The sequence below is a fragment of the Pseudomonas sp. 13159349 genome (assembly GCF_013305685.1).
In the GTDB taxonomy this organism is placed as follows: domain Bacteria; phylum Pseudomonadota; class Gammaproteobacteria; order Pseudomonadales; family Pseudomonadaceae; genus Aquipseudomonas; species Aquipseudomonas asiatica.
In genome coordinates this window covers 2,056,039-2,082,273 of sequence record NZ_CP045553.1, presented here as the reverse complement: position 1 = coordinate 2,082,273, position 26,235 = coordinate 2,056,039, and the positions used below count along the sequence as shown (strand labels likewise).

Annotated in this window: 25 protein-coding genes; 8 read left to right on the top strand and 17 right to left on the bottom strand. The window is 60.1% G+C overall.

Annotated elements, in window-relative coordinates; translation table 11 throughout:
- Window positions 1-6 precede the first annotated feature (6 nt).
- Complete coding sequence (locus GEV38_RS09830) at window positions 7-1,086, bottom strand: extracellular solute-binding protein (RefSeq protein WP_015269635.1); 1,080 nt, start codon at window positions 1,084-1,086, stop codon at window positions 7-9.
- Window positions 1,087-1,188: 102 nt separating this feature from the next.
- Here GEV38_RS09830 and GEV38_RS09825 point away from each other — a divergent pair, with 102 nt between their 5' ends.
- Window positions 1,189-2,079, top strand: coding sequence for a LysR family transcriptional regulator (locus GEV38_RS09825; protein ID WP_054573654.1), 891 nt, complete (start codon window positions 1,189-1,191; stop codon window positions 2,077-2,079).
- A gap of 114 nt (window positions 2,080-2,193) precedes the next feature.
- Here GEV38_RS09825 and GEV38_RS09820 read toward each other — a convergent pair whose 3' ends face one another.
- Entirely contained in the window at window positions 2,194-4,620 is a 2,427-nt protein-coding gene (locus GEV38_RS09820; RefSeq protein ID WP_054573653.1) for a TonB-dependent receptor, read from the bottom strand.
- A gap of 213 nt (window positions 4,621-4,833) precedes the next feature.
- Entirely contained in the window at window positions 4,834-5,955 is a 1,122-nt protein-coding gene (locus tag GEV38_RS09815) for a sigma-70 family RNA polymerase sigma factor (RefSeq protein WP_013971808.1), read from the bottom strand.
- Window positions 5,956-6,090: 135 nt separating this feature from the next.
- On the opposite strand from GEV38_RS09815, the gene GEV38_RS09810 reads away from it, so the two are divergent.
- Window positions 6,091-6,573, top strand: a complete 483-nt coding sequence (locus tag GEV38_RS09810; protein ID WP_013971807.1) for an LEA type 2 family protein — start codon at window positions 6,091-6,093, stop codon at window positions 6,571-6,573.
- An 18-nt stretch (window positions 6,574-6,591) separates the two neighbouring features.
- Here the strand turns inward: GEV38_RS09810 and GEV38_RS09805 are convergent, their stop codons facing one another.
- Entirely contained in the window at window positions 6,592-6,855 is a 264-nt protein-coding gene (locus tag GEV38_RS09805) for a hypothetical protein (protein WP_003256287.1), read from the bottom strand.
- A 129-nt stretch (window positions 6,856-6,984) separates the two neighbouring features.
- On the opposite strand from GEV38_RS09805, the gene GEV38_RS09800 reads away from it, so the two are divergent.
- Complete coding sequence (locus GEV38_RS09800; protein WP_003256286.1) at window positions 6,985-7,305, top strand: YqjD family protein; 321 nt, start codon at window positions 6,985-6,987, stop codon at window positions 7,303-7,305.
- Window positions 7,306-7,327: 22 nt separating this feature from the next.
- Here the strand turns inward: GEV38_RS09800 and GEV38_RS09795 are convergent, their stop codons facing one another.
- Window positions 7,328-7,945 (bottom strand): tRNA-(ms[2]io[6]A)-hydroxylase, encoded by a 618-nt coding sequence (locus tag GEV38_RS09795; RefSeq protein WP_013971805.1) that lies wholly within the window; start codon window positions 7,943-7,945, stop codon window positions 7,328-7,330.
- Window positions 7,946-8,099: 154 nt separating this feature from the next.
- Between GEV38_RS09795 and GEV38_RS09790 the strand changes: the two genes are divergently transcribed.
- Window positions 8,100-8,963 (top strand): universal stress protein, encoded by an 864-nt coding sequence (locus GEV38_RS09790; RefSeq protein ID WP_054573652.1) that lies wholly within the window; start codon window positions 8,100-8,102, stop codon window positions 8,961-8,963.
- A gap of 315 nt (window positions 8,964-9,278) precedes the next feature.
- On the opposite strand, the gene GEV38_RS09785 is transcribed toward GEV38_RS09790, so the two are convergent.
- From GEV38_RS09785 to GEV38_RS09750, 9 genes are all read right to left on the bottom strand, one after another.
- A complete protein-coding gene (locus GEV38_RS09785; RefSeq protein WP_013971803.1) occupies window positions 9,279-9,482 on the bottom strand; it encodes a formate dehydrogenase subunit delta in 204 nt (67 codons plus the stop codon).
- Complete coding sequence (fdhF, locus tag GEV38_RS09780) at window positions 9,479-12,361, bottom strand: formate dehydrogenase subunit alpha (protein ID WP_173895782.1); 2,883 nt, start codon at window positions 12,359-12,361, stop codon at window positions 9,479-9,481. Before fdhF ends, GEV38_RS09785 begins: the two co-directional genes overlap by 4 nt.
- Entirely contained in the window at window positions 12,358-13,926 is a 1,569-nt protein-coding gene (locus tag GEV38_RS09775; RefSeq protein WP_054572331.1) for an NADH-quinone oxidoreductase subunit NuoF, read from the bottom strand. Before GEV38_RS09775 ends, fdhF begins: the two co-directional genes overlap by 4 nt.
- Window positions 13,920-14,402, bottom strand: a complete 483-nt coding sequence (locus GEV38_RS09770; RefSeq protein ID WP_054572333.1) for a formate dehydrogenase subunit gamma — start codon at window positions 14,400-14,402, stop codon at window positions 13,920-13,922. The genes GEV38_RS09775 and GEV38_RS09770 overlap by 7 nt, the downstream gene beginning before the upstream one ends.
- Before the next feature lie 467 nt (window positions 14,403-14,869).
- Window positions 14,870-15,205, bottom strand: coding sequence for a hypothetical protein (locus tag GEV38_RS27640; RefSeq protein ID WP_239688267.1), 336 nt, complete (start codon window positions 15,203-15,205; stop codon window positions 14,870-14,872).
- Between the two features lie 60 nt (window positions 15,206-15,265).
- Entirely contained in the window at window positions 15,266-15,445 is a 180-nt protein-coding gene (locus GEV38_RS27635) for a UPF0183 family protein (RefSeq protein WP_239688266.1), read from the bottom strand.
- A gap of 93 nt (window positions 15,446-15,538) precedes the next feature.
- Entirely contained in the window at window positions 15,539-16,633 is a 1,095-nt protein-coding gene (sfnG, locus tag GEV38_RS09760) for a dimethylsulfone monooxygenase SfnG (protein WP_054572330.1), read from the bottom strand.
- Between the two features lie 175 nt (window positions 16,634-16,808).
- Window positions 16,809-17,096, bottom strand: a complete 288-nt coding sequence (locus GEV38_RS09755; protein ID WP_015269622.1) for a DUF3077 domain-containing protein — start codon at window positions 17,094-17,096, stop codon at window positions 16,809-16,811.
- Between the two features lie 103 nt (window positions 17,097-17,199).
- The gene (locus GEV38_RS09750; RefSeq protein WP_054572329.1) at window positions 17,200-17,457 is read right to left on the bottom strand and encodes a hypothetical protein; all 258 of its coding nucleotides are present in this window, start codon (window positions 17,455-17,457) and stop codon (window positions 17,200-17,202) included.
- A gap of 483 nt (window positions 17,458-17,940) precedes the next feature.
- Here GEV38_RS09750 and GEV38_RS09745 point away from each other — a divergent pair, with 483 nt between their 5' ends.
- From GEV38_RS09745 to GEV38_RS09730, 4 genes are all read left to right on the top strand, one after another.
- Complete coding sequence (locus GEV38_RS09745; protein WP_054572328.1) at window positions 17,941-18,444, top strand: hypothetical protein; 504 nt, start codon at window positions 17,941-17,943, stop codon at window positions 18,442-18,444.
- A gap of 8 nt (window positions 18,445-18,452) precedes the next feature.
- Entirely contained in the window at window positions 18,453-18,893 is a 441-nt protein-coding gene (locus GEV38_RS09740) for a type II toxin-antitoxin system YafO family toxin (protein WP_023660674.1), read from the top strand.
- Window positions 18,894-19,675: 782 nt separating this feature from the next.
- Window positions 19,676-19,975, top strand: coding sequence for a hypothetical protein (locus GEV38_RS09735; RefSeq protein ID WP_054572327.1), 300 nt, complete (start codon window positions 19,676-19,678; stop codon window positions 19,973-19,975).
- Window positions 19,976-20,029: 54 nt separating this feature from the next.
- A complete protein-coding gene (locus GEV38_RS09730) occupies window positions 20,030-21,106 on the top strand; it encodes an FAD-binding oxidoreductase (RefSeq protein ID WP_054572326.1) in 1,077 nt (358 codons plus the stop codon).
- Between the two features lie 164 nt (window positions 21,107-21,270).
- On the opposite strand, the gene GEV38_RS09725 is transcribed toward GEV38_RS09730, so the two are convergent.
- From GEV38_RS09725 to GEV38_RS09715, 3 genes are all read right to left on the bottom strand, one after another.
- Window positions 21,271-22,491 (bottom strand): HEPN domain-containing protein, encoded by a 1,221-nt coding sequence (locus GEV38_RS09725; RefSeq protein WP_054572325.1) that lies wholly within the window; start codon window positions 22,489-22,491, stop codon window positions 21,271-21,273.
- 119 nt (window positions 22,492-22,610) lie between these two features.
- The gene (locus GEV38_RS09720) at window positions 22,611-24,404 is read right to left on the bottom strand and encodes an ATP-dependent helicase (RefSeq protein ID WP_173895780.1); all 1,794 of its coding nucleotides are present in this window, start codon (window positions 24,402-24,404) and stop codon (window positions 22,611-22,613) included.
- The gene (locus tag GEV38_RS09715) at window positions 24,391-26,175 is read right to left on the bottom strand and encodes an ATP-dependent endonuclease (RefSeq protein WP_054572235.1); all 1,785 of its coding nucleotides are present in this window, start codon (window positions 26,173-26,175) and stop codon (window positions 24,391-24,393) included. Before GEV38_RS09715 ends, GEV38_RS09720 begins: the two co-directional genes overlap by 14 nt.
- Window positions 26,176-26,235 lie beyond the last annotated feature (60 nt).

Here is a 26,235-nt window from a genome sequence, read left to right as displayed (position 1 = left end):
TATCGGTTACTGGCGGCTGCGGAACGCGGTCCACAGGCGGTTGCGCTGGCGCAGGTCGGCCAGGGCCATGCTGCGGTCGGCATACAGGCGCTGGCGCACCGCGGCCGACGGGTAGATGTCCGGGTCGTTGCGCACTGCTTCGTCCACCAGCGGCGTGGCCGCCTGGTTGGCGTTGGCGAAGAACAGCGTATTGGTCAGCGCGGCGACCGACTCGGGCTTGAGCATGAAGGCGATGAACGCCCGCGCGGCCTCGGGGTGCGGGGCGTCCTTGGGAATGACCAGGTTGTCCTGCCACACCAGCGTGCCTTCGCGGGGGATGCGGTAGATCAGCTCGAACGGTTTGCCTGCGCGACGCGCCTGGTCGGCGGCCATCGCCGCATCGCCGTTGTAGGTCAGCGCCAGGCACACGCTACCGTTGGCCAGGTCGCTGATCTGCCGGCCATTGGCGACGTAGCTGATCGACGGCTGCAGCTGGCTCAGCAGGTTCTGCGCGGCGGCCAGGTCGTCCTTGTCCTGGCTGTAAGGGTCCTTGCCCAGGTAGTTCAGGGCCACGCCGATCACCTCCTGGGGCGAGTCGGGCATGGCGATGCCGCAGTCCTTCAGCCGGCTGGCGTACTCGGGCTTGAACAGCAGGTCGAGGCTGTCCAGCGGTACATCACCCAGGCGCTGGCGCACCGCTTCCACATTCACCCCCAGGCCCAGGGTGCCCCAGGTGTAGGGCACGGCATGGCGGTTGCCGGGGTCGGCCTCTGCGAGCTTGGCCAGCAGGTCCTTGTCGAGGTTGGCATAGCCGGGCATGGCCTGGGGATCGAACGGCTGCAGGGCATTTGCCTTGAGCGCCCGGGCCAGTACGGTTGACGACGGCACCACCACGTCGTAGCCGCTACCACCGGTCAGCAGCTTGGTTTCCAGCACTTCGGTGGTGTCGAAGGTGTCATAGCGCACCTTGTAGCCGGTTTCCCGCTCGAAGCGCTGGAGGGTTTGCGGGGCGACATAGTCGGCCCAGCTGTAGAGGTTGACGACCTTTTCTTCGGCCTGCAGCGGCAAGGCCAGGACCAGGGACAGCAGGCACAACGATCGACGCATGGCGAACACCTCGGCAAATGGGTGGATGCCGCGAGCATGCCAGCCGGGTTACATTGCAGGAATGGCAAGTTTGCAAAGCTGACATTCATCAGGAGCAATGTAATGCTCGGACAAGTGCACGACCCCGACCTGCATCTGCTGCGGCTGTTCGTCACTGTAGTCGAGGCCGGTGGCTTCAGCGCCGCGCAAGGCGTGCTGGGCCTGAGCCAGCCCACCATCAGCCAGCGCATGGCGCAGCTGGAAGCGCGGCTGGGCTACCGCCTGTGCAGCCGCGGCAAAGGTGGCTTTCACCTGACGGAAAAGGGCGCGTTGTTGCTGGACGCCGCCCGTGGGCTATTGCTGAACATCGAACAGTTTCGCCAGCAGGCCAATGGCGTTGCCGGGCGGCTGCTGGGGACCGTGCGCATAGGCATGGCGGAGAACCAGGACAAGGCGGTGAGCCTGAAGCTGGCGGCGGCCATTGCGGCGTTTCGCAGGCGCGAGGAGGCGGTGCAGCTGGAACTGATCAGTGCGCCACCGGCAGAGCTGGAGCGCTTGTTGCTGGAGCAGCGGCTGGATTACGCCATCAGCTACTTTTCCGGCAACCAGGCAGCCTTCGACTACCAGCCGCTGTTCCAGGAGCGGCAACGGCTGTATTGCGGCAAGGGCCATGTGCTGTTCGGTGAGGCTGGTGTTGGCCGGGAGCGGTTGCTGGCGATGGACCAGGTGCGCCATCCGTACCGGTTTCTCAAGGGCGGTGAGCCGTTCCAGAGCCAGCGCAGCATGGCGGTGGCGGAGCAGATCGAGAGCGTGCTGACGTTCATTCTGTCGGGGCGGCATATTGGCTATCTGCCATGCCATTGCGCGCAGGGGTGGGAGACTCAGGGGATGTTGTGGGCGCTGGACCCTGGGCTGGACTTTGTGGTGCCGTTTACCCTGGCCAGGCACCGGGCGCAGGCGGTTGGCGAGGCACAGCAGGCGTTTGCGCAGGATTTGCTGGTGTCGTTTGCCTGACCTGGCCTCTTCGCGGGCTTGCCCGCTCCCACAGGGGCCTCACAATGCCTGAGGGCGGCGCCGTACCTGTGGGAGCGGGCAAGCCCGCGAAGAGGCCAGGTCAGACAACATCAATCAGTAAGCCATGCTCCAGGTCAGCGTGTAGGTACGCCCGCGCCCCTGGTAGTCATACAGGTAAGCCGGCCCGTAGGTCGGCGAGTAGAACAGCGTCGCACGCTGCCCCCAGACCGTGCTGTATTGCTTGTCCAGCAGGTTCTGGATGCCGGCGCTGAAGGTGCCGAAGCCGGTATCCTGGCTGCCCAGCAGGTCGAAGGTGGTGTAGCCGTCGATCTCGTGGTCGGCATCGTCCTTCAGGCTGAAGGCATGGTTGGCCTGTAGCCGCGCACTGCGGCCATCGCCCTTCCAGCCGACGAACGCGGTAGCCTTGGACAACGAGGCATAGCGGGCATCGCGCTTGATCCAGCCGCCATCGACATCCTCCTCCTCGGAGCGGGTCAGGTGCAGGGTGCCACCGGTTTCCCAGCCGGTCTGGAAGTGCCGGGTCAGCGCGCCCTCAAAACCAAAGTCGCGGCTTTTCTGGTCTTCCACATTGATGGTCAGCGTCTGCGAGTCGACGTTGATGATCTTGTCCGACCAGATGTAGTACAGCGCCGCCTGGGCATCCCAGTCCAGGTCGGCATAGCGCCAGCCCAGTTCCACCTGGCGGCTCTTGATGCCGGCCAGCGGGTTGTCGGCCACGCTCAGACCGGGCTTGCCGTAGTACTTGGCCGGGTCGGGCAGGTCGAAGCCTTCGCCGTAGTTGGTCCATACCTGGTGGCCATTCTTGAAGTCGTAGATGGCACCGACGTTGAACAGGTTGACCTGGTAATCGTTGCTGCCACCCGGCACACCCTTGAAGTCGCTGACGTCCACATCCATCTGCTGGCGCCGGGCGCCGCCGGACAAGGTAAGGTTCTCGGTGGCATGCCAGTCCAGCTGCGCGTACACCGACACGCCATCGACCCGGTAGCTGGGGTAGCGTGCGGCCTTGCTTTCCTTTTCCAGCTCCAGGCCACCCGACTCGGACGACGTCTGGGCGTTGAAGGTGGTCTGCTCGGCGTTGAAGCGCTCGCGGTCCAGGTCGACGCCGTAGGTCAGCTTCAGCGCGTCCCACTGCTTGGCGAACAGGCCCTTGAGGCTGGTGACTTCGAAGTTCTGCTGCGAGGCGGCGAAGTACACCCCGCGCGAGCCGGTGGGCGTGGCGCGGTTGTAGTACGGGAACGGGTAGAAGTTGTCGTCTTCCTTGCGGTACGAGGCCTGCAGGTAGAAGTCCTGCCCCAGCACGTCGGTGTGGTGGTAGTTGGCGTTCAGCAGCAGGCGCCGGGTGCGCGGCTCCAGGTCCGACGAGTAGCCACTGCGCAGCTCGGCGTCTTCCAGGTCGGACGGGGCGTTGTAGTTCAGGTTAGGGAAGTAAATGCCGGTGCTGCCGTGGTTGCCCGAGTCATAGTACTGGGCCAGCAGGTCGAGGCTCTGCTGGTCGTTCAGTTGCATCCCCAAGGTGCCGAGCACGTCGATGGTGCGGTTGTATTGCAGGTCGGTCTGGGTGTTGTCGATGAAGATCTGGTCGCCGGCGCCGTCGTAGAAGGCTTCGTTCTGCTCGCCGGAAACCCCCAGGCGGGCGTTGAACCGTTCGTTGCCGCCACTGATCGACTGGGCGAAGCGGGTGGCCAGGTCGTCGCTGTTGTTGAAGCCGCTGCTGGCACCGAGCTGGGTCTCGAAACGCGCCGGGCCGGGTTCGCCCTTCTTGGTCACGATGTTGATGATGCCGCCGGTGGCGCCACCACCGTAGATGGCACTGGCGCCAGACAGCACTTCGACGCGCTCGACGTTGAACGGCGAAATGCTGTCGAACTGGCGTGACAGGCCGCGCGAGCTGTTCTGGCTGACCCCGTCGATCATCACCAGCACATTGCGCCCGCGCATGTTCTGGCCGTAGTTGGTACGGCCTTCCGGCGCCAGGTCGAGGCCTGGCACCAGCTTGCCGATGGCTTCCTTCAAACTGACGCCGCTGTCGATCTGCTCGCGCAACTGCTGCTGGTCGACCACCCACACGGTGCCGGGGATTTCACTGATCGCAGTGCTGGTGCGCGAGGCCACGCTGACCTCGATCGGCTTGAGATTGACCGCCTGCGGCGCAGCGTCGGCCTTGCGCAGGGTCACCGTGCGGGCATCGCTGAAGTGCCAGCTCATGCCGCTGCCGGACAGCAACTGCTGCAGGGCCTGCTCGATGCTGTAGCTGCCCTGCAAGGCCGGGCTGGATTGGCCGGCGACGTCGCCGGTGGTGTACAGCAGGTGCAGGCCGGCCTGGTCGGCGAACGTGGTCAGGGCGTGGTCCAGCGGCTGGGCCGGCAGGTCGAGCTGGACCTGGCGGGCCTGAGTCTGGGCCTGTTCGGTGGCGGTCGAGGCAAACGCCTGCAGCGGGCCGACCAGCATGGCCAGGGCACTGCAGGACATCAGGGCATGGTGAAGCGGACCGCGGCGGCGGTGCAAGGGCTTGAGCATCAGAGGCACGAATGAGCTTCCTGACAAGTCGTAAATGAGAATTGGTTGCTGATCAGTCCCACTACGACGATCTGGCTTGCAGGAACTTGCAGTGCCAAATGGAAAATATTTTTATTTCTGTGCCGGCCTCTTCGCAGCACAAGGCTGCTCCTACAGGGATCGCAGTTCGCTGTAGGAGCAGCCTTGTGCTGCGAAGAGGCCGGCACAGGCGAATCAATGAACCACGGCCAACCACGGCAGGTAGGTCACCTTCAGCCCATAACGCTGCTCAAGGGTCCGCAACAGGGCCTCCGGCTCATCGAGGTCGAACACCCCGCTGACCTGCATCGCCGCCAGCTTGCTATCGGACAACACGATCCGCCCATGCCGGTAACGCTCGAGCTCCGCCAGCACCTGCCCCAGCGGCTTGCCGTTGAAGATCAGCTTGCCGCGCTGCCAGGCCATCTGCGTACCGGCATCGGCCGCTACTGCCAGTTCATGCTCGCCAACCTTGGCTTCGCCATGGGCCAATACCACGCGGCCATCACGACGCACGCTGAAGGTGGCCGCACTCCCCTGCACCCGCTCACCGGCCGTGTCGACCACAAAGGGCCGTGAATCATCGGCGGTCTCGAACAAGGCCTCACCAGATTCCAGCACCACCCGCCGCTCACGGTCGCTGAACACCACGCTCAGGGCTGTGGCACTGTTCAGCGTCACCCGCGTGCCATCTGCCAAAGTAATCACCTGTCGCTCACCTACCCCGGTGTGGTAATCCGCCAGCAGCATTGGCGCCTTCTGCCAACCCGCCACACCAACGGCCAACACCAGTGCAGCAGCCACCCCTGCCTGTTTGAGCCAGTTGCGGCAATGGCGCAGGGCCTGGCCGATGTATTTCGCCACCATGCTTTCGGAAACCCCCAGGCGCTGCGCGATCTGCGCCTGGGTCAGGCCGTCGACGCGGTTGAGCAACAGCGCCTGGCGGGCATTGTCGGACAGCTGCAGCAGCGCCTGGTCGAGGATCTGCAAGCGCTCCCGGGCCAGCAAGGCCGCTTCCGGGGCCGGCGCCGGGCAGGCGACCTCACCTGCCCGCTCGCTGTCGTCGTGGCTGGCGGCAATGCGCTGCTCGCGGCGCAAGGCATCGATCGCCAGGTTGCCGGCCACGCGGAAGATGAAACTGCGCGCGTGCAGCACCGGCACCGCCTGCTGGTCGATGTTCACCAGCTTAAGGTAGGTTTCCTGCGCGACATCGGCAGCGCGCTGACGGTCGCTCATGCGCCGTGTCAGGAACTGAAGCAGGTCGTCGTAGTGCTCCTGGAAGCTTGCCAGCAGGCCCGGCGCGGGAGAGGTCAGCATGGGTTCGGGAACGGCCAGTAGGAGAAGTTATCGGGCGTTAATGAGAAACAGTATCTTTCATCTGGGCGGAGACTTTCAACGCCGACGCGTATTTGCCACACTGCCCATTCGCCCACTCTGGCAAGGTCGCACCCCATGGCTGCCCGTCTGCACCGCTACGCCCGCCTGTTCCTGGTCCTGCTGCTGGCCTGCGGCCTGGGGGCCTGTGCGCTGTTCCAGGCACGCGACCCGGTCAATATCAGCGTGATCGGTATCGAGCCGCTGCCCGGGCAGGAGCTGGAACTGCGCATGGCGGTGAAGATGCGGGTACAAAACCCCAACGAGGCGCCGATCGACTACAACGGCATCGCCCTGAACCTGGAGGTGAACGGCCAGCCGCTGGCTGCCGGGGTGAGCGACCAGCAGGGGCACATCGGCCGTTATGGCGAAGCGGTGATCGTGGTGCCGGTGAGCATCACGGCGTTTTCCTTCCTGCGCCAGGCCTATGGGCTGGGCCAGGTGGACTCGCTGCAAGGCCTGCCCTATGTGCTGCGCGGCAAGCTGGCCGGCGGGCTGCTGGGGACCGTGCGCTTTACCGACGAGGGCAAGCTGGACCTGCCCAAGGGCGCCTACTGGTAGGCGCCTGGCGGGGTGTGATCAGCGGCTGGCGCTGGCTGCGGCCATCAGCTTGTTGACTTCGCTGCGCACCATGTTGGCGTATTCGGGCGGCGACATGCCATCCAGCTCGGCGCGCACCCACTCGGCCCATTTGCCTTTGCGCCGTGGTTTCTCGGCGATCAACCGTGCCGCTTCGCCCTTGGCCTTGCCCAGGTTGTTCTGCCACAGCTCGAACAGCCGGGCCTTCTCTGCCTCGATCTGCGCCCGTTCCTCGAAGCTCATGTTGGCCAGATTGAAACTCATGAAGGTACCTGCAGGTTTGAAAATGGCCGCTATCTTACACCCAGGTACTGCAACAGCCCAAAGCCGCCGCAACTTTCCCGACGCGCCGGCATCCATTGTTCAAGCCACACCATCGACGAGGACGAGTTCATGGCCCGGAAAAACGCCCCGCTGACCGACAGCGATCAGATCAAGGACCAGGTATTCAGCGAACTGCAGGCGCTGATCGAAGAGTCGGAAAAACTGCTGAACGACAGCGCCGCCCTGGTGGGTGACGAGGCGGAAACCCTGCGCGCGCAGGTAAGCCTCAAGCTACGTCAGGCGCGCAATGCCGCCGACAAGGTACGCAGCAAGGCGCAACCGGTGATGGACGCTACCCAGGACTATATCGGTGGCCACCCGTGGCAGACCGTGGCCATTTCCGCTGGCCTCGGGCTGGTGGTCGGCCTGCTGCTGGGCCGCCGTCACTGACCCCTGGGCTGCCTGGTGCGAATCAGGCGGCCTGCGCCATCGGTATACCGCTGTGAAAGCGCAGCTCCTGGTCCGGTGACTGGATCAGCTCCACCTCTGCTGCGCGCACCAGGTCCACCCGGCGGGCAATGTCTGCCTCTTCGCCATAGTTGTGCGCCAGTTTCAGATAACCTTGGTAATGGCGCGCTTCGCTCTTCAGCAGGCCGTGGTAGAAGCGGCCCAGTTCCTCGTCCAGATGCGGTACCAACGCGGCAAAGCGCTCGCAGCTGCGCGCCTCGATGAACGCCCCCACCACCAGCGTATCCACCAGCTTGACCGGCTCGTGGGCGCGCACCAGGCGCCGCAGCCCCGACGCATAACGCCCCGCCGACACCGGGCGCAGCGGCACGCCACGACGCTTCATCAGGCGCAGCACCTGCTCGTGGTGCACCAGCTCCTCGCGGGCCAGGCGCGACATCATGTTGATCAGGTCGAGGTGGGTGTTGTACTTGGCGATCAGGCTCAGGGCGGTGCTGGCAGCCTTGAATTCGCAGTTCTTGTGGTCGATCAGCAGGGTTTCCTGGTCGGCGAGCGCCGCTTCGATCCAGGCGTCTGGTGTCGGGCAACCAAGAAAGGCGTCGATTTCGGGGATCAGGGACATGAGCGTGCAACCACAAAGAACTGGCAGGGCCGGCGATTATACCGGCGGCGGCGGGCGGCGCCAGTGACTATGCTTGATGTACATCAAGCGCCAGCGGGGGAAGCGCCGACTATAGTCAGGCATTGGTCGCCACCTTTGAAGGGAGTTAACGCCCATGCAAGCCGTCCGCAGCATCCTCGTCGTCCTCGACCCCGAGCACGCCCACAGCCGGGCACTGACCCGGGCCAAGCTGATCGCCGGCGTCACCGGCGCCCGCCTGCACCTGCTGATGTGCGACAAAAGGCATGACCACAGCGCGCTGCTGAGCCTGCTGAGCAGCCAGCTGCATGATGACGGGTACGACAGCGTCACCCATGAGGAGACCTGGCGCGACAACCTGCACGACACCATCATCTACGTGCAGCAGGCCGAGGGCTGCGAGTTGGTGATCAAGGAACACCGCCCGGACAACCCGCTGAAAAAGGCCCTGCTCACCCCCAGCGACTGGAAGCTGCTGCGCCAATGCCCGTGTGCCGTGCTGATGGTCAAGAGCGAGCGGCCGTGGACCGGCGGCAAGATCCTGGCCGCGGTGGACGTGGGCAACCAGGACGAGGACCACCGCCGCCTGCATGCCAGCATCATCGACCATGGCTATGCCATTGCCGGGCTGGCCAAAGGCGAGCTTCACGTCATCAGCGCCCATCCGTCGCCGATGCTGTCGGCGTCGGACCCGGTGTACCAGCTGAGCGATACCATCGAAAAGCGCTACCGCGAGGCGTGCAAGGCGTTCCAGGCAGAGTACGACATCAGCGAAGACCGCTTGCATGTGGCCGAAGGGCCGGCGGATGTGCTGATTCCGCATACCGAGAAGAAGCTCGATGCCGTGGTAACGGTGATCGGCACGGTGTGCCGCACGGGGATTTCCGGGGCGTTGATTGGTAATACCGCGGAGGTGGTGCTGGATTCGCTGGAGGGGGATGTGCTGGTGCTCAAGAGCGAGGAGGCAATTGCCCATCTGGCGGAACTGGCCCGCGGCTGAGTTCAATCTGTCAGGGCCCCATCGCCGGCAAGCCAGCTCCCACATCGACAGTACCTGTGGGAGATTGCCCAGCCCTTTTGATCTGCGCTGTAGGGCAGAAAACAAATATCGCTCGTTTGAAGCGTCCTTTGTAGGAGCAGCCTTGTGCTGCGAAGAGGCCGGTACTGACAAAGCCTGTCTATGGCTTGTACCGGCCTCTTCGCAGCACAAGGCTGCTCCTACAGAGCCTCGCTGAACCAATGAGTCATGTGCAGTACCTGTGGGAGCTGGCTTGCCGGCGATGGGCTGCGCAGCAGCCCCATTCGACACCAAACGCTAGGCCAACGCTTCCTGCACCTTCGGGTCCAGCCCCTCCCCTGCATTGGCCTCGGCCCATTCCGCCAGTTGCCGGCGCATCGCAGGCGTCCAGAAGCTCTGCAGATGCTGCCGTATCCCTTGCACCGCCAGCGCCCGGTCTGGCTCGCTGTCGAAGTAATGGGCAATCTGGTTGGCCATCTTGACCAGATTCTCACTGCTCATCGGCGCACCTCGGTTTTCTCGGCAATACGACGCTCCTTCAACAACCGCCGCTGCTCGTCACTGAAGTCCTGGTAGCGCTTCTGCCACTGCGACGGCTGGAACACTTTCACCACCTCCACCGCCGTCACCTTGTACTCAGGGCAGTTGGTGGCCCAGTCGGAGTTGTCGGTGGTAATCACGTTGGCCCCCGACTCTGGGAAGTGGAAGGTGGTGTACACCACACCCGGCGCCACCCGCGTGCTGACCTTGGCACGCAGCACCGTCTGCCCGGCGCGGCTGCCGATACCGACCCAGTCGCCATCCTGGATGCCACGGCTTTCGGCGTCGGTCGGGTGGATTTCCAGGCGGTCGGCGTCATGCCAGGCGACGTTGCCGGTACGCCGGGTCTGGGCGCCGACGTTGTACTGGCTGAGAATGCGCCCGGTGGTCAGCAGCAGCGGGTAGCGGTTGTTGACCTTCTCCTCGGTGGGCACGTAGCCGGTGAGCATGAAGCGCCCCTTGCCACGTACGAACTGGTCGATGTGCATGGTCGGCGTGCCATCCGGCGCTGCGTCGTTGCACGGCCACTGCAGGCTGCCGTGGCGGTCGATCTCGGCGTAGCTGACGCGGTGGAAGGTAGGCGTAAGGCGGGCGATCTCGTCCATGATCTCGGACGGGTGACGGTAGCTCATCGGGTAGCCCAGGGCATTGGCCAGGGCTATGGTCGCCTCCCAGTCGGCCTTCCCGGCCAGCGGCTCCATGACCTTGCGCACCCGCGAAATACGCCGCTCGGCATTGGTGAAGGTACCGTCCTTCTCCAGGAACGAGCTGCCCGGCAGGAACACATGGGCGAACTTGGCTGTTTCGTTGAGGAAGATGTCCTGCACCACCACGCACTCCATGGCCAGCAGGGCCGCAGTGACGTGCTGGGTGTTGGGGTCGCTCTGGGCAATGTCCTCGCCCTGGCAGTAAAGGGCCTTGAAACTGCCGTCCAGCGCAGCCTCGAACATGTTGGGGATGCGCAGGCCCGGGTCAGGCTGCAGGGTCACGCCCCAGGCCTGCTCGAACTCGGCGCGTACAACTTCGTTGGAAATGTGCCGGTAGCCGGGCAGTTCGTGGGGGAACGAGCCCATGTCGCACGAGCCTTGCACGTTGTTCTGCCCGCGCAGCGGGTTCACCCCTACCCCTTCACGGCCGATGTTGCCGGTGGCCATGGCCAGGTTGGCGATGCCCATCACCGCGGTGCTGCCCTGGCTGTGCTCGGTCACACCCAGGCCGTAGTAGATCGCCGCGTTGCCGCCGGTGGCGTACAGCCGGGCGGCGGCGCGGATCTGCTCGGCAGGCACGCCGCAGACCGGGCCAAGCACTTCGGGGGCGTTTTCCGCCAGGCTGACGAAGTCGCGCCAGCGGGCGAAATCTTCGGTTTCGCAGCGGGCATCGATGAAGCGCTGGGCCAGCAGGCCTTCGGTGACGATCACGTGGGCCAGGGCGTTGAGCATGGCCACGTTGGTACCGGGGCGCAGTTGCAGGTGCAGCTCGGCGCGGGCGTGCGGCGAGTCGACCAGGTCGATGCGCCGTGGGTCGATCACGATCAGCCGCGCGCCCTGGCGCAGGCGGCGCTTGAGCTGCGAGCCGAATACCGGGTGGGCGTCGGTGGGGTTGGCGCCGATCACCAGCACCACGTCGGCCTGCATCACCGAGTCGAAGCTTTGTGTACCGGCCGACTCACCCAGGGTCTGCTTCAGGCCATAGCCGGTGGGCGAATGGCATACCCGCGCGCAGGTGTCGACGTTGTTGTTGCCGAACGCCGTGCGCACCAGTTTCTGCACCAGGTAGGCTTCTTCGTTGGTGCAGCGGCTGGAGGTGATGCCGCCGATGGAATCGCGACCGTACTTCAGCTGGATACGGCGGAACTCGCTGGCGGCGTAGGTCACCGCTTCGTCCCAGCTGACTTCCTGCCATGGGTCTTCCAGGCGCTTGCGGATCATTGGCTTGGTGATGCGGTCCGGGTGGGTGGCGTAACCCCAGGCGAAGCGGCCCTTGACGCAGGCGTGGCCGTGGTTGGCGCCGCCGTTCTTGTCCGGGACCATGCGCACCAGCTGGTCGCCCTTCATTTCGGCGCGGAACGAGCAGCCGACGCCGCAATAGGCGCAGGTGGTGATGACCGCACGCTCGGGCTGGCCCAACTGTACCAGGCTCTTTTCGGTCAGGGTCGCGGTCGGGCAGGCCTGCACGCAGGCGCCGCAAGACACGCACTCGGAGGCGAGGAAGTTTTCACCACCCGCCGCCGCCACCCGCGATTCGAAACCGCGCCCGGTGATGGTCAGGGCGAAGGTGCCCTGGATGTCCTCGCAGGCACGCACGCAGCGGCTGCAGACGATGCACTTGCTCGGCTCGTAGTCGAAATACGGGTTGGATACATCCTTTTTCTCGGCCAGGTGGTTGGCGCCGTCGTAGCCATAGCGCACCTCGCGCAGGCCCACCTGGCCGGCCACGGTCTGCAGCTCGCAGTTGCCGTTGGCCGAACAGATCAGGCAGTCCAGCGGGTGGTCGGAGATGTACAGCTCCATCACATTGCGGCGCAGGCCGGCCAGGCGCGGGGTTTCGGTGTGCACCACCATGCCTTCGCTGACCGGGGTGGTGCAGGAGGCCGGGTAACCGCGCATGCCTTCGATTTCCACCATGCACATGCGGCACGAGCCAAAGGCTTCGAGGCTGTCGGTGGCACACAGTTTGGGGATGCTGGTGCCGAGCATGGCCGCGGCACGCATCACCGAAGTACCGGCGGGCACAGTGATGGCGCGGCCATCGATGCTCAGGCTGACCTGTACCTCGCTGTCACGGGCCGGGGTGCCGAGGTCGCTGCTTTTATCAGAAGCGGGGTCGAAGAAATTGATCACTGCGCGGCCTCCGTGTGGGTCAGCCCGAAATCGGCGGGGAAGTACTTCAGCGCGCTGGCCACCGGATAGGCGGTCATGCCGCCCATGGCGCACAGCGAGCCGTATTGCATGGTGTCGCACAGGTCGCGCAGCAACAGGGCCTGGTCATGCCGTTCGGTCATGTCGCTGGTGGCGATCAGCCGGTCGACCACTTCCATGCCCCGGGTCGAGCCGATGCGGCACGGGGTGCATTTGCCACAGGACTCCTCGGCGCAGAACTGCAAGGCGAAGCGCGCCATGCTGGCCATGTTCAGGGTGTCGTCGGCCACTACCACACCACCATGGCCGAGCATCGCGCCCATGGCGGCAAAGGCTTCGTAGTCCAGCGGCGTATCGAAGTGGCTGGGCGGTACCCAGGCACCGAGCGGGCCACCAACCTGCGCGGCCTTCAACGGCCGGCCGCTGGCCGTGCCGCCGCCATAGCCTTCCACCAGCTCGCGCAAGGTCAGGCCAAAGGCGCGTTCCACCAGGCCGCCCTGACGGATGTTGCCGGCCAGCTGGAACGGCATGGTGCCCAGCGAGCGGCCCATGCCGAAGTCGCGATAGAACGCCGCGCCCTTGGCCATGATGACGGGTACCGAGGCCAGGGTGAGTACGTTGTGCACCAGCGTCGGCAGGCCGAACAGGCCCTGCAGCGCGGGTAGCGGAGGCTTGGCGCGAACGATGCCGCGCTTGCCTTCGATGGATTCGAGCAGCGCGGTTTCTTCGCCGCAGATATAGGCGCCGGCGCCGACCCGCACTTCCAGGTCGAAGGCCTGGCCGCTGCCGGCCACGTCGCTGCCGAGATAGCCGGCGTCACGGGCGATGGCGAAGGCCTGGTCAAGCACGCGGATGGCGTCGGGGTATTCCGAGCGCACATAGATGTAGCCCTTGTCGGCACCCACGGCGAGGCCGGCAATGATCATGCCTTCGATCAGCAGGAACGGGTCGCCTTCCATCAGCATGCGGTCGGCGAAGGTACCGGAGTCACCCTCGTCGGCGTTGCACACCACGTACTTCTGCCCTGCCCCGGCGTCACGCACGGTGCGCCATTTGATGCCGGCCGGGAACGCCGCACCGCCGCGGCCGCGCAGGCCGGAATCGAGCACGGCGGCGACCACCTCGGCACCGTCCAGGGCCACGGCCGCTTCAAGGCCGGCGAAACCGCCATGGGCACGGTAGTCGTCCAGCGACAACGGGCGGGTGATGCCGGCGCGGGCGAACAACAGGCGCTGCTGGGTCTTGAGGTAAGGGATGTCCTCGACCGGCCCCAGGGCCAGCGAGTGGCCACCAGGTTCACCGGGCTCACCGGTAAAGGCGTCGAGCAAGGACGGCACGTCTTCCGGGGTGACCGGGCCGAAACCCAGGCGACCTTGCGCGCTGTCGCACTCCAGCAGCGGCTCCAGCCAGTACAACCCGCGGGAGCTGGTGCGCTGGATATCCAGCGGCAGCTGGCGGCGCTCGGCCTCACGCTGCAATGCATCGGCAACCTGGTCGGCGCCCACGGCACGGGCTACCGAATCGCAGGGGATATACAGCTTCAGCATGCTGCGTCCTCCTGGCAAGCGTTGACCAGCGCGCGCAGGCGCTCCGGGGTAAGGCGCGCATGCACCTGGCCGTCCAGTTCCAGCGCTGGCGAGCAGGCACAGGCGCCCAGGCAGTACACCGGGCGCAGGCTGATGGCGCCGTCGGCGCTGGTGCCGTGGTCGTCCAGCGCCAGTTGTTCGCGCAGTTGCGCGGCCAGCGCCTCGGCGCCCCGGCTCTGGCACGACTCGGCGCGGCACAGGCGCAGGGTGTGGCGCGCCGGTGGCGTGGTGCGGAAATCGTGGTAGAAGCTGATCACCCCACGCACCTCGGCCAGGCTGAGGTTCAGGGCATGGGCAATTTCGGCGACAGCGGCATCGGGGATGTAGCCGATGTCGTGCTGGATGGCATGCAGGATCGGCAACAGCGCGCCGGGGGTATCCTTGTCACGGGCCAGAATGCGGTGGATCACAGGCAGGTGGAGCAATTCATCAGGCATACAGCGGACCTCGGCATCACGGACCCTGCCTGAATTGTTGTAAGGGCAGGTATCCGGCGTGTTCTGCTGCGGCGCGCCGGCCACGTCACGGTTGCGTGGTACCAGCGGCCTCCTTGCCTGCGGCCGCACGTCTGCGCGCGCTGGTCCGAGGCATCCTGCAAGCATGGCACTTGTGGCGCCGGGGGGTTGCGTGCGAACGACCAGGCGCATCCTGAAACCGACGCGGGTTGTTTCTGGCCTTATGCAGTCTGCTGCGCTGTCGCTTAGAGAACTGAATTCGCAAGCGGTCCGCGTACCCAGTGGGAGCGGCTTTAGCCGCGAAGAATCCAACGCGGTGCATGGCACCGGCTGCGCCGGTGTTCGCGGCTAAAGCCGCTCCCACAGGGTCCCTGCTAATTCAATGAGTTATGTGCAGTCCCATGAATGCATGGTATGCGCAAGGCTTCAAAGCTGCACGGCTTTGTCGATCAGTGCTTGCCTTCCACCGCCTTGGCCGTCTCGATCAGCTTGTCGAACTTGCGGTTCAGCTGGGCAAAGCGCTCATCGCTCTTGGCCCGCGCCTTGACGTTCTGGTCCGAGCTGGCCTTGTCGGCGATGGTCACCACCGTCCAGTCCCGGTCCTTGGCCACCCAGTACACCAACTCACCTTCAGCGGAAAACGCCTCGAGCCGGCCACCACTGTTCGGCACAGGCTTGGCCTGCCTGGTCATCGGCAGCAGTTGCTGGACCCGCGCCTCGTCGGTACTGGCCAGCCGCACCTCCACCTGGCGAAGCTGGTCGGCCTCGTTGAACGACGCCTTCACTTGCGTGATGGCAATACCGCCCAGGTTGTAATCGCCCTTCGGGTTGCTCCCCTGAAAGAACTAGGTGGGCACCTGGTAGTGATAGCCGGTGAAATGCTCAACTTCACCGAACTGCTGCTGCAGAATGGCCATGGCCTGGGGCTTGGGCATGCCCAGGGTGAACTGGCCGACTTCCAGCGCCGACCAGGCTTGCAGGGGGAAAAGCGCGCAGGCGAATACCAGCGGCAGGGTCCGTTTCATCGGTCATCTTCCTTGAAAAGAGCCCAGCAACCTAACCCCTGCATGACAATCAGACAATACTGGCAGGGTGCCAAGCCCACCCTGCCCCCGGCTTCAGGCTACCGCCTTGTCCACGCTGCGCCCGGCCTCCAGTTCACGCACCAGCGGCAGCACATGTTCGCCGAAGTACGCTACTTCCTCCTGGAAGTGCAGGAACCCGGACAAGATCAGATCCACACCCACCGCCTTCAGCGCAACGATGCGCTCGGCAATCTGCCGCGGTGTACCGATCAGGTTGGTCTTGAAGCCATCGTTGTACTGCACCAGGTCTTCGAAGCTGGACCTGGCCCAGTTGCCCTCGCCCTCCAGGCTGGCAGAACCGGCATGCTTCACTTCCTGGCCAAACGCCCGCACCGCCTCGGGGTTGGCCTTGTCGATGATCTCCTGCAGCACCGCACGCGCCTGCTCTTCGGTGTCGCGAGCGATGATGAAGGCATTGACTCCAACCTTTACCGAATGGCCGTTGGCCGCCGCCTTGGCGCGGATATCGTCGACCTGCGCCTTGATCCCTTCCACGCTGTTGCCGTTGGTGAAGTACCAGTCCGACACGCGCGCCGCCATGTCCCGTGCGGCACGCGAGCTGCCGCCCTGGAAAATCTCCGGGTGCGGCTGCTGCAGCGGCTTGGGTTTGAGGTTGTAGTTGCGAAAGCGATAGAAGTCGCCGTTGAAGGTGAAGTTGTCCTGGGTCCAGATGCCCTTCAGCGCGCGGATGAATTCCTCGGAACGGCGATAGCGTTCGTCGTGGTCCAGCCAGGGTTCGCCGATGGCGTGGAACTCGCCCTTGAACCAGCCCGAGACCACGTTGATGGCGATGCGGCCGTTGGTGAACTGGTCGATACTCGCCAGCTGCTTGGCCGCCAGCGCCGGGTTCCACGGGCCTGGCAGGATGGCGGCGATGACCTTGAGCTTTTCCGTGGCAGCGAGCAGCGCGTGGCTGATGGTGACCGACTCGTGCTGATTGTCGGCGCCGTAGCCGGCGGTGAAACGGATTTGCGACAGGGCGTAGTCGAAACCGGCCTGTTCGGCGATTTGCGCGAGCTTGCGGTTGTAGTCGATGTCCCAACTGGTGCGTTGCTCGATGGTGCTGACCACCAGGCCACCACTGACGTTGGGGACCCAGTAGGCGAACTTGATCGGGGCTTGGCTCATGGTAAGGCTCCTTGGTGATCCTCGGGTTCAAGGAGGCAGGAGCAGCAAACATGCCAGGCTTTAAAGTGTTTTTATTTCAATGGGTTAGCTGAAATTGGCGGCGATGTTGGCTGCATGCGGTCGAACAAGCTGCTGGATCGCTGTTGCCTGCACAACATCGCCGCCCCGGGGCAGGTCAGCGGTTCTTGCGCATGCCCATATGCGCGTCATCCATCAGCGCCTTGGCCATGTCGCAAAGAAAGTGCGAAGCCCAGACCAGCACCGGTTCGTTGTCCATCACCCCGATAAACGATGCTCGCCGTGAGCAGTCCATCAAGACCGACGCTTGTTCGATGGCATGGTCGCAGCAGTTTCCCGGTTCTACGCGGAACAGTTTCTTGCCGTCCAGCACACCATCCAGGAACGTGGCCGCGCCTACGGTCAGGCCCAGTGTGCCGGTGTCGTCATCCAATTCCTTGTCCATCTGAAACCCTCTTTTGAATCTGCCGGCCAGTGCGATTTCCCGGTTGCAGTCCCTGGCAGGAAAACCACACCGCCCAGGCTGGCAAAATTTGAAAATCAGCTCATCAGTGCAATGTATGCACCGGCTGCCCGCCCCGGAGCTGCACCTGAGCAATCGCCGACTCCAGCAGCGTGCGCACAGCCTCCATTTCATGCATGACCGCGAGGGTCATGATCGTGGCGGGAGACCTGGGGAGCGAGGCTATCGCGTGATGGCCTACGGACAAGGCGCAGAATACGTATTCCGCGGCTTGGATCAGGGTGTCTTCCAGGTGATGGGGTGACTCAGTGGAGAAAGGTGGATCGGGAACGAGTTTCAGCATGACAGCCTCCAGACAATAACAAGTCGGACCGTCGCCAGATCACTTGCAGATGATAGGGTGGCGGCTACATGCGGGCCTGCAAGACCGGGCTTGGAGGTCGATTCCCGGCTGGCCCGAAGACCACCCGCACGCAGCCACCGTTGAACGAAGCCAACAGCAAACTGAGACCAAACCAAGCATCGGGCTTGCAGACCCGGTCGTTGAATTTGCAACGACAGGGCGAGACTAGGGGGCTCAGGTTTCCATCGCAATGGTGAAACGGCTTGAAAAGGATGATTCAGAAATGGACTACACGGAAGGGGAAAAAACTGATTCGGTCTTGTAGGACCAGCTCACACCGACGCACCAGAACCATACGCTCAACGTTTTTTAGGCTTACAATTTCCAGACTTGGCAGCAATTGACTATCAGGCTTCAACGCCGATAATTGCCCCCAAGTTTTCAGTAATCGCAGCAAAATCCGAGCAGCAAATGGAGGTATTCATGCCAGTCAAAGCAGCAGCACCGGCGCTCATCGTCGCCGCGCTCGCATTGGTGGGTGATTACACAACTCTCTCACTTCAATCACGTGCCGTTGAGGTTCGTGAAGCCAGCGCTACCCCCCCCTCTTCCCCTGACCTGCGCAGCGTAATCGCTGAGCTGACTCATGGCTGGCTGGTCCTGGAGTCGATCTATTCGAGGCGTGTCGTTGCACTCATGAAATCGGATACCTTCGACCAGACCAAATACCTCAAGAATGCTGAGTTGCTCAAAGCGGTAAGGCAGTTGGAGGGCGGACTGCAAGCGGCAAACGTGCCAACCGCTCTTTACGATGAGCACCAGAACCTGCGCCGAGCAGTGGCCAAGGTACGCAGCAAAATGGTTGTCATCGATGGGATCTACCAGCAGTTCTTCCTCACGCCGGATGAGTTCCAGAGCGCACTGAGTGCCCCTGGCCTTCGCGATCTTGCCGATCACACTACCCGCAAGCTCAACCGACTGGCGTAAGGTGACCAATGCCAGTCGAGGTTTCATTTCATCCCGAAACGTTTGAAGAGTTCTTCCTTCCTGTCGATGCGAAACATCCCGGCTTGTCGGAAGTGTTGAAAAGCGAATTCCTACGCTACATCGAATCCAGGCGCCAACTCATCCCCTCGATATTCGGGCGGGACGTACCTTACACGCAGCCGCCACTTGCGTTTCAGGCTTGTCTGATGCACATCCATATCTGCATCCCACCTGCCCTATTCCCCAAAAACGTTCCTCAGCATGACAGAGTCTGCAAGATGGGAAGGCCGGGTGATGACGCAGCACTCATCTACGTCCAGGGCGAGTTGTATGAAGATCGCTATCTGATACTGGCCTTTTTATGGCCGGATGCGCACACCAAAGCCCGGGATATTTCGACCATGCAGTATCTGGCTCGACTGGCGAAAGAATGGCGCGATAACAATTGATCGGGATTATCCGAAACGACGGCGTGACTCTCGGATGGCTGGCGTAGATTGAGGTGTAAGGGCGACCACGCCATCGCAACGGAAACACACACCCACCAGGATATCCTTGACCACCCCTTGACCATCGCTGAACGGTACATCACGACGGGCATAGTACGTAGGCACCACTACCTGGCAGTGTTCGCAAAGCGCTTTACCGGTGACCCCTTCGGCAAGAATTTTCATTATCTGAGTACTCGTTAGTGAATGCTGATCAACCGGATGACCTGGCCGGAGCAATAATTGGCGCCCTAGCCTGCGAAACTCGAAAAAGCATGCATTATGAACCCATCGTCCGCACCGTAGCGCAGAGCTGTGTAACCAACGCTTTCATGACTAGCCCCGACTGCCCAGTTCGCGGGTAAACCCTCCCAAGGAAACACCTCGCTCAGGCATTCAACTACACGAAATCCGGCGCTGCTCAGCGCCACGGCGGCGGGCGGGCGCTCATATAGCAGCACATAACTCATTGCATTAGCAGGGACCCTGTGGGAGCGGCTTTAGCCGCGAACACCGGCGCAGCCGGTGCCATGCACCGCGTTGGATTCTTCGCGGCTAAAGCCGCTCCCACAGAGTACGCGGACCGCTTGCGAATTCAGTTTTCTACGCGACAGCACAGCCCAACGGGCTGGACGATCTTCCAATGGGATCACGGCAAGCAGCAATCCGTTGCGCACAGCCACTCACCCTGGCATTCAGGTAATGCTCAGCCCAGCGCAATGCAGCCACCAAGGAGGGTACCCATGCATTCACTGACCAATGAACAAGTGCTGGCAATCATCCACGAGAACCCGATAAACCGGGCATTGCTGGCCGCCCTGCCAGCGCTGGATATCCCGCACTGCATGTTGACGGCAGGCGCCCTGTTCCAGACATTCTGGAACTACCGCGCCAAGCTACCTTCGGAGAGGGGCATCAAGGGCAGCCCATCGCAGGCAAGCCAACTCCCACAGGGACCGCGTAAAACTCAGAAGTTGTGCGATCACTGTGGGAGCTGGCTTGCCTGCGATGGGCCGCAAAGCGGCCCCAAACTGGTTAACTGACAGGCATTACCCCCGCTGCCTTACCATTGGCACGTCGACAGAACGGAGGTTGGTATGACAACTGGTCAGGGCAAACGGGTCGTTGTCATTGGTGCAGGCATCGTGGGCGCATCACTGGCATATCACCTGGCTCGCAAAGGTGCGGATGTCACCGTGATCGACGCTAAGAACATAGCGTCGGGTGTGACTGGCCGTTCATTCGCATGGATCAATACCTCATCCTCCGAATCGGACCCCATCGCGCAACTGCGCAGTGCTGCAATCGAGGCGTACCGCCAACTCGAAAACGAGCTGCCGGGCTTGACGGTGCGATGGACTGGCGCCTTGTCTTACAACGAGATGTCGAGCGAAGCACCGTCGGTTGCAGGTAATCCGTCTGCGCCTGACAGGGTCTCCCGATCACGGATTCTCGAGCTTGAGCCCAATCTCAAACACCCACCTGGGTCTGCTTCATATGCACCAGCAGAGGGGGCGTTGGACCCGGTGGCAGCTGTGCATGCGTTGATCACGGGTGCCGAGGCCTATGGGGCGAAAGTGCTCACTCAAACGCCAGTGCTCGGTATTGCAATCCAGCGTGCAAAGGTGAGCGGAGTTGAGACAACGATGGGCATCATCGATGCCGATGTTGTCGTAGTGGCAGCAGGGACAGGCATCACGAAACTGATGGACAGGCTGGAAGTAACACTTCCAATAGACGCCTCACCCGCCCTCCTCATCCGCTATAAGGCACAACCCAACCTTGTGCGCACGATCATCTCCAGCCCTGAGATGGAAGTGAGGCAAACCATGGATGGTGCGTTGCTGGCAGCAGAAGATTATCTGGGCGACGCAGTGGAGAATCAGCCGGTAGCGATAGCGCTGCGAACGGCCAAGGCGATTCAGAACGAGCTCCATGGGGCTGCTTCAATAGAGCTGGAATGGGCTTGTGTCGGGTTCAGGCCCATGCCTGCCGATGGTATTCCCATCATCGGTTATCTGCCAAAAGTGGGTGGCGTCTATGTGTGTGCAGTGCACCCTGGCATTACGTTGGCGGCGATAGTGGGGCGTCTTGCCAGCGAGGAGATTATCGGTGGCGAGGTTTCCAGTGTTCTTGGTCCATGCAGGCCAGATCGATTTTTTTGGCAGGCGTGAAGGCTGTTGGGAGGCCGAAGCGATCAGTTTTAAATGACTGCTTTCGACCCATAGCGGACGTAGTCAACCCAGAAAATCGCTCTCTGTAATTTAGCCACCTCGGAAGAAACTGAAAGTTGAATTTCTATAAATCACCACTCTAAATAATCATGGCATATGCTTAATTACCAGACTCCACTGTATTTTCTTTTCTTTAGCGTCGCTTGTAGTTCTTTCACATTTTTTAAGTCGAGTGAAACTTTAAGATTAACTACTTTGAAAATTATTTTACGAATTAGATCAAGAAAATCCTGAAGTAGCAAATCATCCACTGAACTGCTTCCGCTATGGACAATACTAGACCTGACGCCATACATTGCTTTTACTTTATGTTCAATCCTAAGGCAATCATCAGCATCCTCCCCCAAAATAAATGCGCACTGCTCAGCGATTGTCGACACTATTGACGCGCTGATTAATCCCTTCTCATCAACTTTCAACATCGCTTCCATCGCAACTGCCACCTTAAGAAACGCGCTTGCCTTATTTTTTTCAATATAAGCCTCGCCCACCCACTCAACAGCTCTTGAGATTTTTCTTTCTATCTCATCACCCGGATCCATTACACTTGATATTAGATCAGAGGACATATCTGTACCTTGGTAAAGATCGGTGCTTAACAAATCATGAATATCAACATTGTTCCTAAATCCCAGGAATTCCTCTTCCCCACCAAAAATACCATTAGCACTCGTGATTATGGCACTCTGAAATGGATCAAAACGTAAATGCATAACGCCCGCAGCGTAAGTTTTATTTCTATCACCCAACAGGAAAGCGATTAGCAAGTCGAGTGTATTAAATGCTTTATTGGCAATCTCCAAAGCTTTTATTTGATCCCTGACCATTGAGCGATGTTCAACTACAACTCTGTCAACCCCTTCTCTAAATTGATGCTTGCAGTTCTTAAAAGGAGATTCTATCTGATCGGTGTGTCTCGGAATTGCATAGATAGTGATCGGACCAATTATCTTTGGTTCTAGTAAGCTAGCAGGGTCGGCCCCATGAAGTATTTTAAACGTACTATGAGCCTTAACTTCACACGCTTTGAAAAGATCGACAAACGTTAAAAGCTTTTTATTGATGTTGGTGTCATCATGATTCTTACAGAAGACGTGCGATGATCGGATGACTGTTAGCAGTGTCTGTCTAGAAAGATCTTTGCCAGTGTTGGTTTTCAAAAAGTCCGAAACTCCCTTGTTGAAGGCTTCGGGGTCGGTCTCTCTTATGACATTCTCGACCACGCCAGCCGCTGAAAAGGGAGGGAGGGCCTCTAAAACAGATCGATCCAGCACACAGGCCTCAAAAATGCGCACCAATATAGATTTTTCTGCTTTTGAAAGCATTGATTATCCTTATCTAGAGCGTTCCAGATTTTTCGAGCTAAAGCGGACAATTGTACAAGCTAACGGGGCAAGTGACTATTGATCACCAGTCCCCCTAGGGTCATCCACCGCCATCTCGTTTAGTCTGCATTAAGCTCTTCAAGAAAGCGCAAACGGCCGGAGTAGTATCGACGGCCTCGGTTCTCGTTCCAGCCTGAATACAACATATACACCTCATCACGAGCACGTGTCACTCCTACATAGAAAAGGCGACGGCTTTCAAGAAGATCATTGCCCTGAACATTCGTCCAATGAAAGGTGCCTTCATCTAGACCAAGCATGATTACCACGTCGTATTCACATCCCTTTGCGGAATGGAGGGTCAACAAGTTCAGCTGATCGGGAGATCCGTCGCGCCCGCCAAGACCTGCCATGTCTAGATCATGCAGAATACCACCAACTTGAAGCGCTCGGGTCATCGCGTCCATCTGAGCAGCCTGGTCAACCAAACAGGCATTGCCCGCAATCAAGTTATCAAGAAGTTTTTCACGTATGGCACTCACAAAGTACCAAGCTGATCGATTTTCCCTATGAGACCACAGAAACTCAGTTAGTTTCTTAATGTGGATCCGAGCGTTATTGTCTGCCAGGGGTAGGCGGTGAAATGCCAACCATCGATCAATCAACCCTTGTAACATCGGCTTCGCATCACGCCCCCCCCCTGCACACCATGCTGAGCAGTCCTCAACCCAGCTCGTGATAGCACACTTTCGGTAAGGGGCTGAAGTGTCGACACGAATAAAGCTCACCCCTGCATCGGCAGCTGCACCTGCGACCACATCCCCAATGCCCGCATTCCTATAAAGAATTGCTATATCGCCAATTTGTCGCCCCGGCTGTCTTCTCAAGGCAGCAGGAATTATTTTCTCGATCGCCCACTTTGCTTGCTGTGTTAACCCATCAGGACACTCGATTAAATCAATATGAGCCTGCCTATCTGGATCGTAGGAGCGATACTCTCTGAACTCCCCCAAGGCTCGTTCAGACACTCGTACAATGGCCTCAGCACAACGATAGTTCACTTTCAGCTTTATACATTCGACATCCGGCCGCTCAGCTAGGTCATGTAATAGACTAGAGTCGGCACCATTGAAGCCATACACCGATTGGTCTGCATCTCCTACGGCAAATAAGCGAACTCCTCCGTCAAACGCGAGTCGCTTAACGATGCGATGAAGACCTACTCCCAAATCTTGATACTCATCAACAGCTAACATGGGGAAGCATGCCTTAACGAGCGGCAAGACCCAATCATGTTGAGTTACTAGACGCTCCCCGTAGATAACTAGATCCTCATAGTCGACAAAACCATCATGGTGCAAGGCCTCTTCGTAGGCCTCGGCCAAGGTGGCAAGCTCCTCGAACTCTCGCCAAGATGGTGCCGCTCGATCAAGATGGATGCGTCGATGCTTATCCATGTCAATTTTCCTGTGGGTGGAGGCTTCACCAAATAGACGAGCCCTTACCCTCAGGAACACCTGTTGGGAATGATCTGTGGTCGAAACAGTAATCGGGTCGGGGAGACCTAAATTCGCTAATCTCCCATAAGGTATCAGCAGATGGCGCAGGCAGAATCCGTGTACCGTACCAATGAATAGACGGGACGACTCCCGCAGCCCGAGCGACTCCATCCGCCGAGTAAGTTCACGCGTGCACTCCTGACTGTACGTGATACAGGCGATCCCGCGTGGTGCTCGAACGTCTTCAGCTAGGGCGCGCGCCATCTTGAGCACGAGCGTCTTTGTCTTGCCGCTTCCAGGCCCCGCCAACACAATACAATTTCCACGAGACTCATAAGCAGCCCATTGTTGAACGTTATCGCGCAATTCTTCGGCCTGCGCTAGATAAGCAGCGCTTACTCTACGCAACGGCATCGCAGATATACTCCAGTGCGCGTTTAAAATAAGCGGGGCAAGAGCGAACTGTAACGAATGGCGCAAGCATCTGCGCAAAACGGCCTTTACCTATCCGTTCGATCCGCGACAAAAGCTTAGCACTATCTAAAGTGCTAGGGTTTGCAATCCAGCCATCTAATATGGCTTTCGACTTTTGTTGAAGATTCCACTCGCCTTCGAAAATCTCTTTCATCGCAGGACCCAGGCCCGATAAAAATAGCTCGACTTCCAATGTACTATTATTGACGAAATAACCAGCTTGCTCGGCCAAAGCAATTATTTGCTCGTCATCCAGATCATTGAAGTCGTGATCGCCATCTGAGAGATCAAGCAAGTTAATGAGGCGCGTTCTGGCAAGCACACTCTTTCCTTCGATTGGATCGAGATCGGTCAGAATAACGTGCGGGATTCTAAGGCCGCCCGCCCCAACTAACTTTATGTAGGGAAGGAAATTTGTTCCGCTTACCGAACATATAGATACCCCCAGAACGTCCAGGCGAACACCAAGCTTCTCGGCAAATGCCGGGATCAGGAATCGCTCGGCATCCCCCTCTACGAAAATAATACCACGGGCAAAAAATAGCTCTCCGCGTGTAACATCGATATACCGCTGAAGATCCTCTTCATCCCATTCATCTAGGGGCGCATTAGCGGTAGATGTGGCAATAGTCGCACCTGCTTCATGTCGCAGAAGCACCACTGATCTTATAGGCGCAACGCTGGCAATATGCGGGGAATGAGTAGTCAAAATAGTAGTGAGATTTGAAGCTTGATTGTTATCGTCCGCGGGCTCGGCATCTAGAAAATAGCGATAAACTAAGCGCTGCACATGGGGGTGTAGATGCGCTTCAGGTTCCTCAATAGCGAAAAAGGTATGGCTTCGCTCGCCTTTGAGTACCAATCGGTCAAGCTCCAAGCTTTTCAACGCCATAAAAATCAGGTTCGCAGTGCCTAGGCTGGCGTCTCCTATGCTACGTACACCATGGTCAATCAAAATGCGGAGACTTCTGAGTAGTGCATCTACTCTCGTTGGAGCTAAGCCTAACTTTATAGGAACCGTGTGCTTACTCCCCACTATGTTTAGCAATCGCTGACCGATACGCTCTGCGACTCGAACCACCTCGTCACGATCAGCTAGATCAGTCTGCGCCTCACTCACCATTTGTTGAATTTCCTCACGAGCATCAGCATCGAGATCGGAGGTGAGTTCCTCAATCAACGGCCGCAGCGGCGAGCGTCTCCAACTGGAAAGATCTTTTTCTGCATCACGCAACGCCACTTGCACATCCAGCGGCAGTTGGCGCCGCTGCACCGGGCCAACTGAGTTATCTTCATCATCGCCTCCAAAAATCAAATACTCATAGTCCGAAAGACTTTTTGGTGCGTCTCCATTCAGGGCAGCTTTGGGCTTGAACCTATAAGTTATCCGTGCAACGATTGGCGGACCTATATCGATAAGACTGTCAGCCAGAACCGCAATCAAATCTGGATTATCATCAAAGTCCTTTAGCTCAACCGAAATTTCTACTGCTGCGCCAATTTTCTTTTCACCAAGGCCGTCCCAGAAATGCTCCAGTCCAAGCTGCCTATCAAGCTCGGAAAGCCCAGGATCCAAAACTAGCTGTAGCGCTCGGAGGAAATTGCTCTTGCCTACCTTGTTTTCTCCAACAATGACAATACTCTTACCCGTATTCACATCAAGTGAACTGAAGTTGGCAAAATTCTTGATACTTACTCGTGATATATGCATTTAATCCATTCCTAGCTTCACATTATGCGCATCGATCCAAAGGCATCTCGCGATTCGGAC

Excerpts from the sequence above, each read along its gene's own strand:
- GEV38_RS09830 (WP_015269635.1), bottom strand. The coding sequence starts at position 1,086 with ATGCGTCGATCGTTGTGCCTGCTGTCCCTGGTCCTGGCCTTGCCGCTG.
- GEV38_RS09825 (WP_054573654.1), top strand. The coding sequence starts at position 1,189 with ATGCTCGGACAAGTGCACGACCCCGACCTGCATCTGCTGCGGCTGTTC.
- GEV38_RS09820 (WP_054573653.1), bottom strand. The coding sequence starts at position 4,620 with ATGCTCAAGCCCTTGCACCGCCGCCGCGGTCCGCTTCACCATGCCCTG.
- GEV38_RS09815 (WP_013971808.1), bottom strand. The coding sequence starts at position 5,955 with ATGCTGACCTCTCCCGCGCCGGGCCTGCTGGCAAGCTTCCAGGAGCAC.
- GEV38_RS09810 (WP_013971807.1), top strand. The coding sequence starts at position 6,091 with ATGGCTGCCCGTCTGCACCGCTACGCCCGCCTGTTCCTGGTCCTGCTG.
- GEV38_RS09805 (WP_003256287.1), bottom strand. The coding sequence starts at position 6,855 with ATGAGTTTCAATCTGGCCAACATGAGCTTCGAGGAACGGGCGCAGATC.
- GEV38_RS09800 (WP_003256286.1), top strand. The coding sequence starts at position 6,985 with ATGGCCCGGAAAAACGCCCCGCTGACCGACAGCGATCAGATCAAGGAC.
- GEV38_RS09795 (WP_013971805.1), bottom strand. The coding sequence starts at position 7,945 with ATGTCCCTGATCCCCGAAATCGACGCCTTTCTTGGTTGCCCGACACCA.
- GEV38_RS09790 (WP_054573652.1), top strand. The coding sequence starts at position 8,100 with ATGCAAGCCGTCCGCAGCATCCTCGTCGTCCTCGACCCCGAGCACGCC.
- GEV38_RS09785 (WP_013971803.1), bottom strand. The coding sequence starts at position 9,482 with ATGAGCAGTGAGAATCTGGTCAAGATGGCCAACCAGATTGCCCATTAC.
- GEV38_RS09775 (WP_054572331.1), bottom strand. The coding sequence starts at position 13,926 with ATGCTGAAGCTGTATATCCCCTGCGATTCGGTAGCCCGTGCCGTGGGC.
- GEV38_RS09770 (WP_054572333.1), bottom strand. The coding sequence starts at position 14,402 with ATGCCTGATGAATTGCTCCACCTGCCTGTGATCCACCGCATTCTGGCC.
- GEV38_RS27635 (WP_239688266.1), bottom strand. The coding sequence starts at position 15,445 with ATGAAACGGACCCTGCCGCTGGTATTCGCCTGCGCGCTTTTCCCCCTG.
- sfnG (WP_054572330.1), bottom strand. The coding sequence starts at position 16,633 with ATGAGCCAAGCCCCGATCAAGTTCGCCTACTGGGTCCCCAACGTCAGT.
- GEV38_RS09755 (WP_015269622.1), bottom strand. The coding sequence starts at position 17,096 with ATGGACAAGGAATTGGATGACGACACCGGCACACTGGGCCTGACCGTA.
- GEV38_RS09750 (WP_054572329.1), bottom strand. The coding sequence starts at position 17,457 with ATGCTGAAACTCGTTCCCGATCCACCTTTCTCCACTGAGTCACCCCAT.
- GEV38_RS09745 (WP_054572328.1), top strand. The coding sequence starts at position 17,941 with ATGCCAGTCAAAGCAGCAGCACCGGCGCTCATCGTCGCCGCGCTCGCA.
- GEV38_RS09740 (WP_023660674.1), top strand. The coding sequence starts at position 18,453 with ATGCCAGTCGAGGTTTCATTTCATCCCGAAACGTTTGAAGAGTTCTTC.
- GEV38_RS09735 (WP_054572327.1), top strand. The coding sequence starts at position 19,676 with ATGCATTCACTGACCAATGAACAAGTGCTGGCAATCATCCACGAGAAC.
- GEV38_RS09730 (WP_054572326.1), top strand. The coding sequence starts at position 20,030 with ATGACAACTGGTCAGGGCAAACGGGTCGTTGTCATTGGTGCAGGCATC.
- GEV38_RS09725 (WP_054572325.1), bottom strand. The coding sequence starts at position 22,491 with ATGCTTTCAAAAGCAGAAAAATCTATATTGGTGCGCATTTTTGAGGCC.
- GEV38_RS09720 (WP_173895780.1), bottom strand. The coding sequence starts at position 24,404 with ATGCCGTTGCGTAGAGTAAGCGCTGCTTATCTAGCGCAGGCCGAAGAA.
- GEV38_RS09715 (WP_054572235.1), bottom strand. The coding sequence starts at position 26,175 with ATGCATATATCACGAGTAAGTATCAAGAATTTTGCCAACTTCAGTTCA.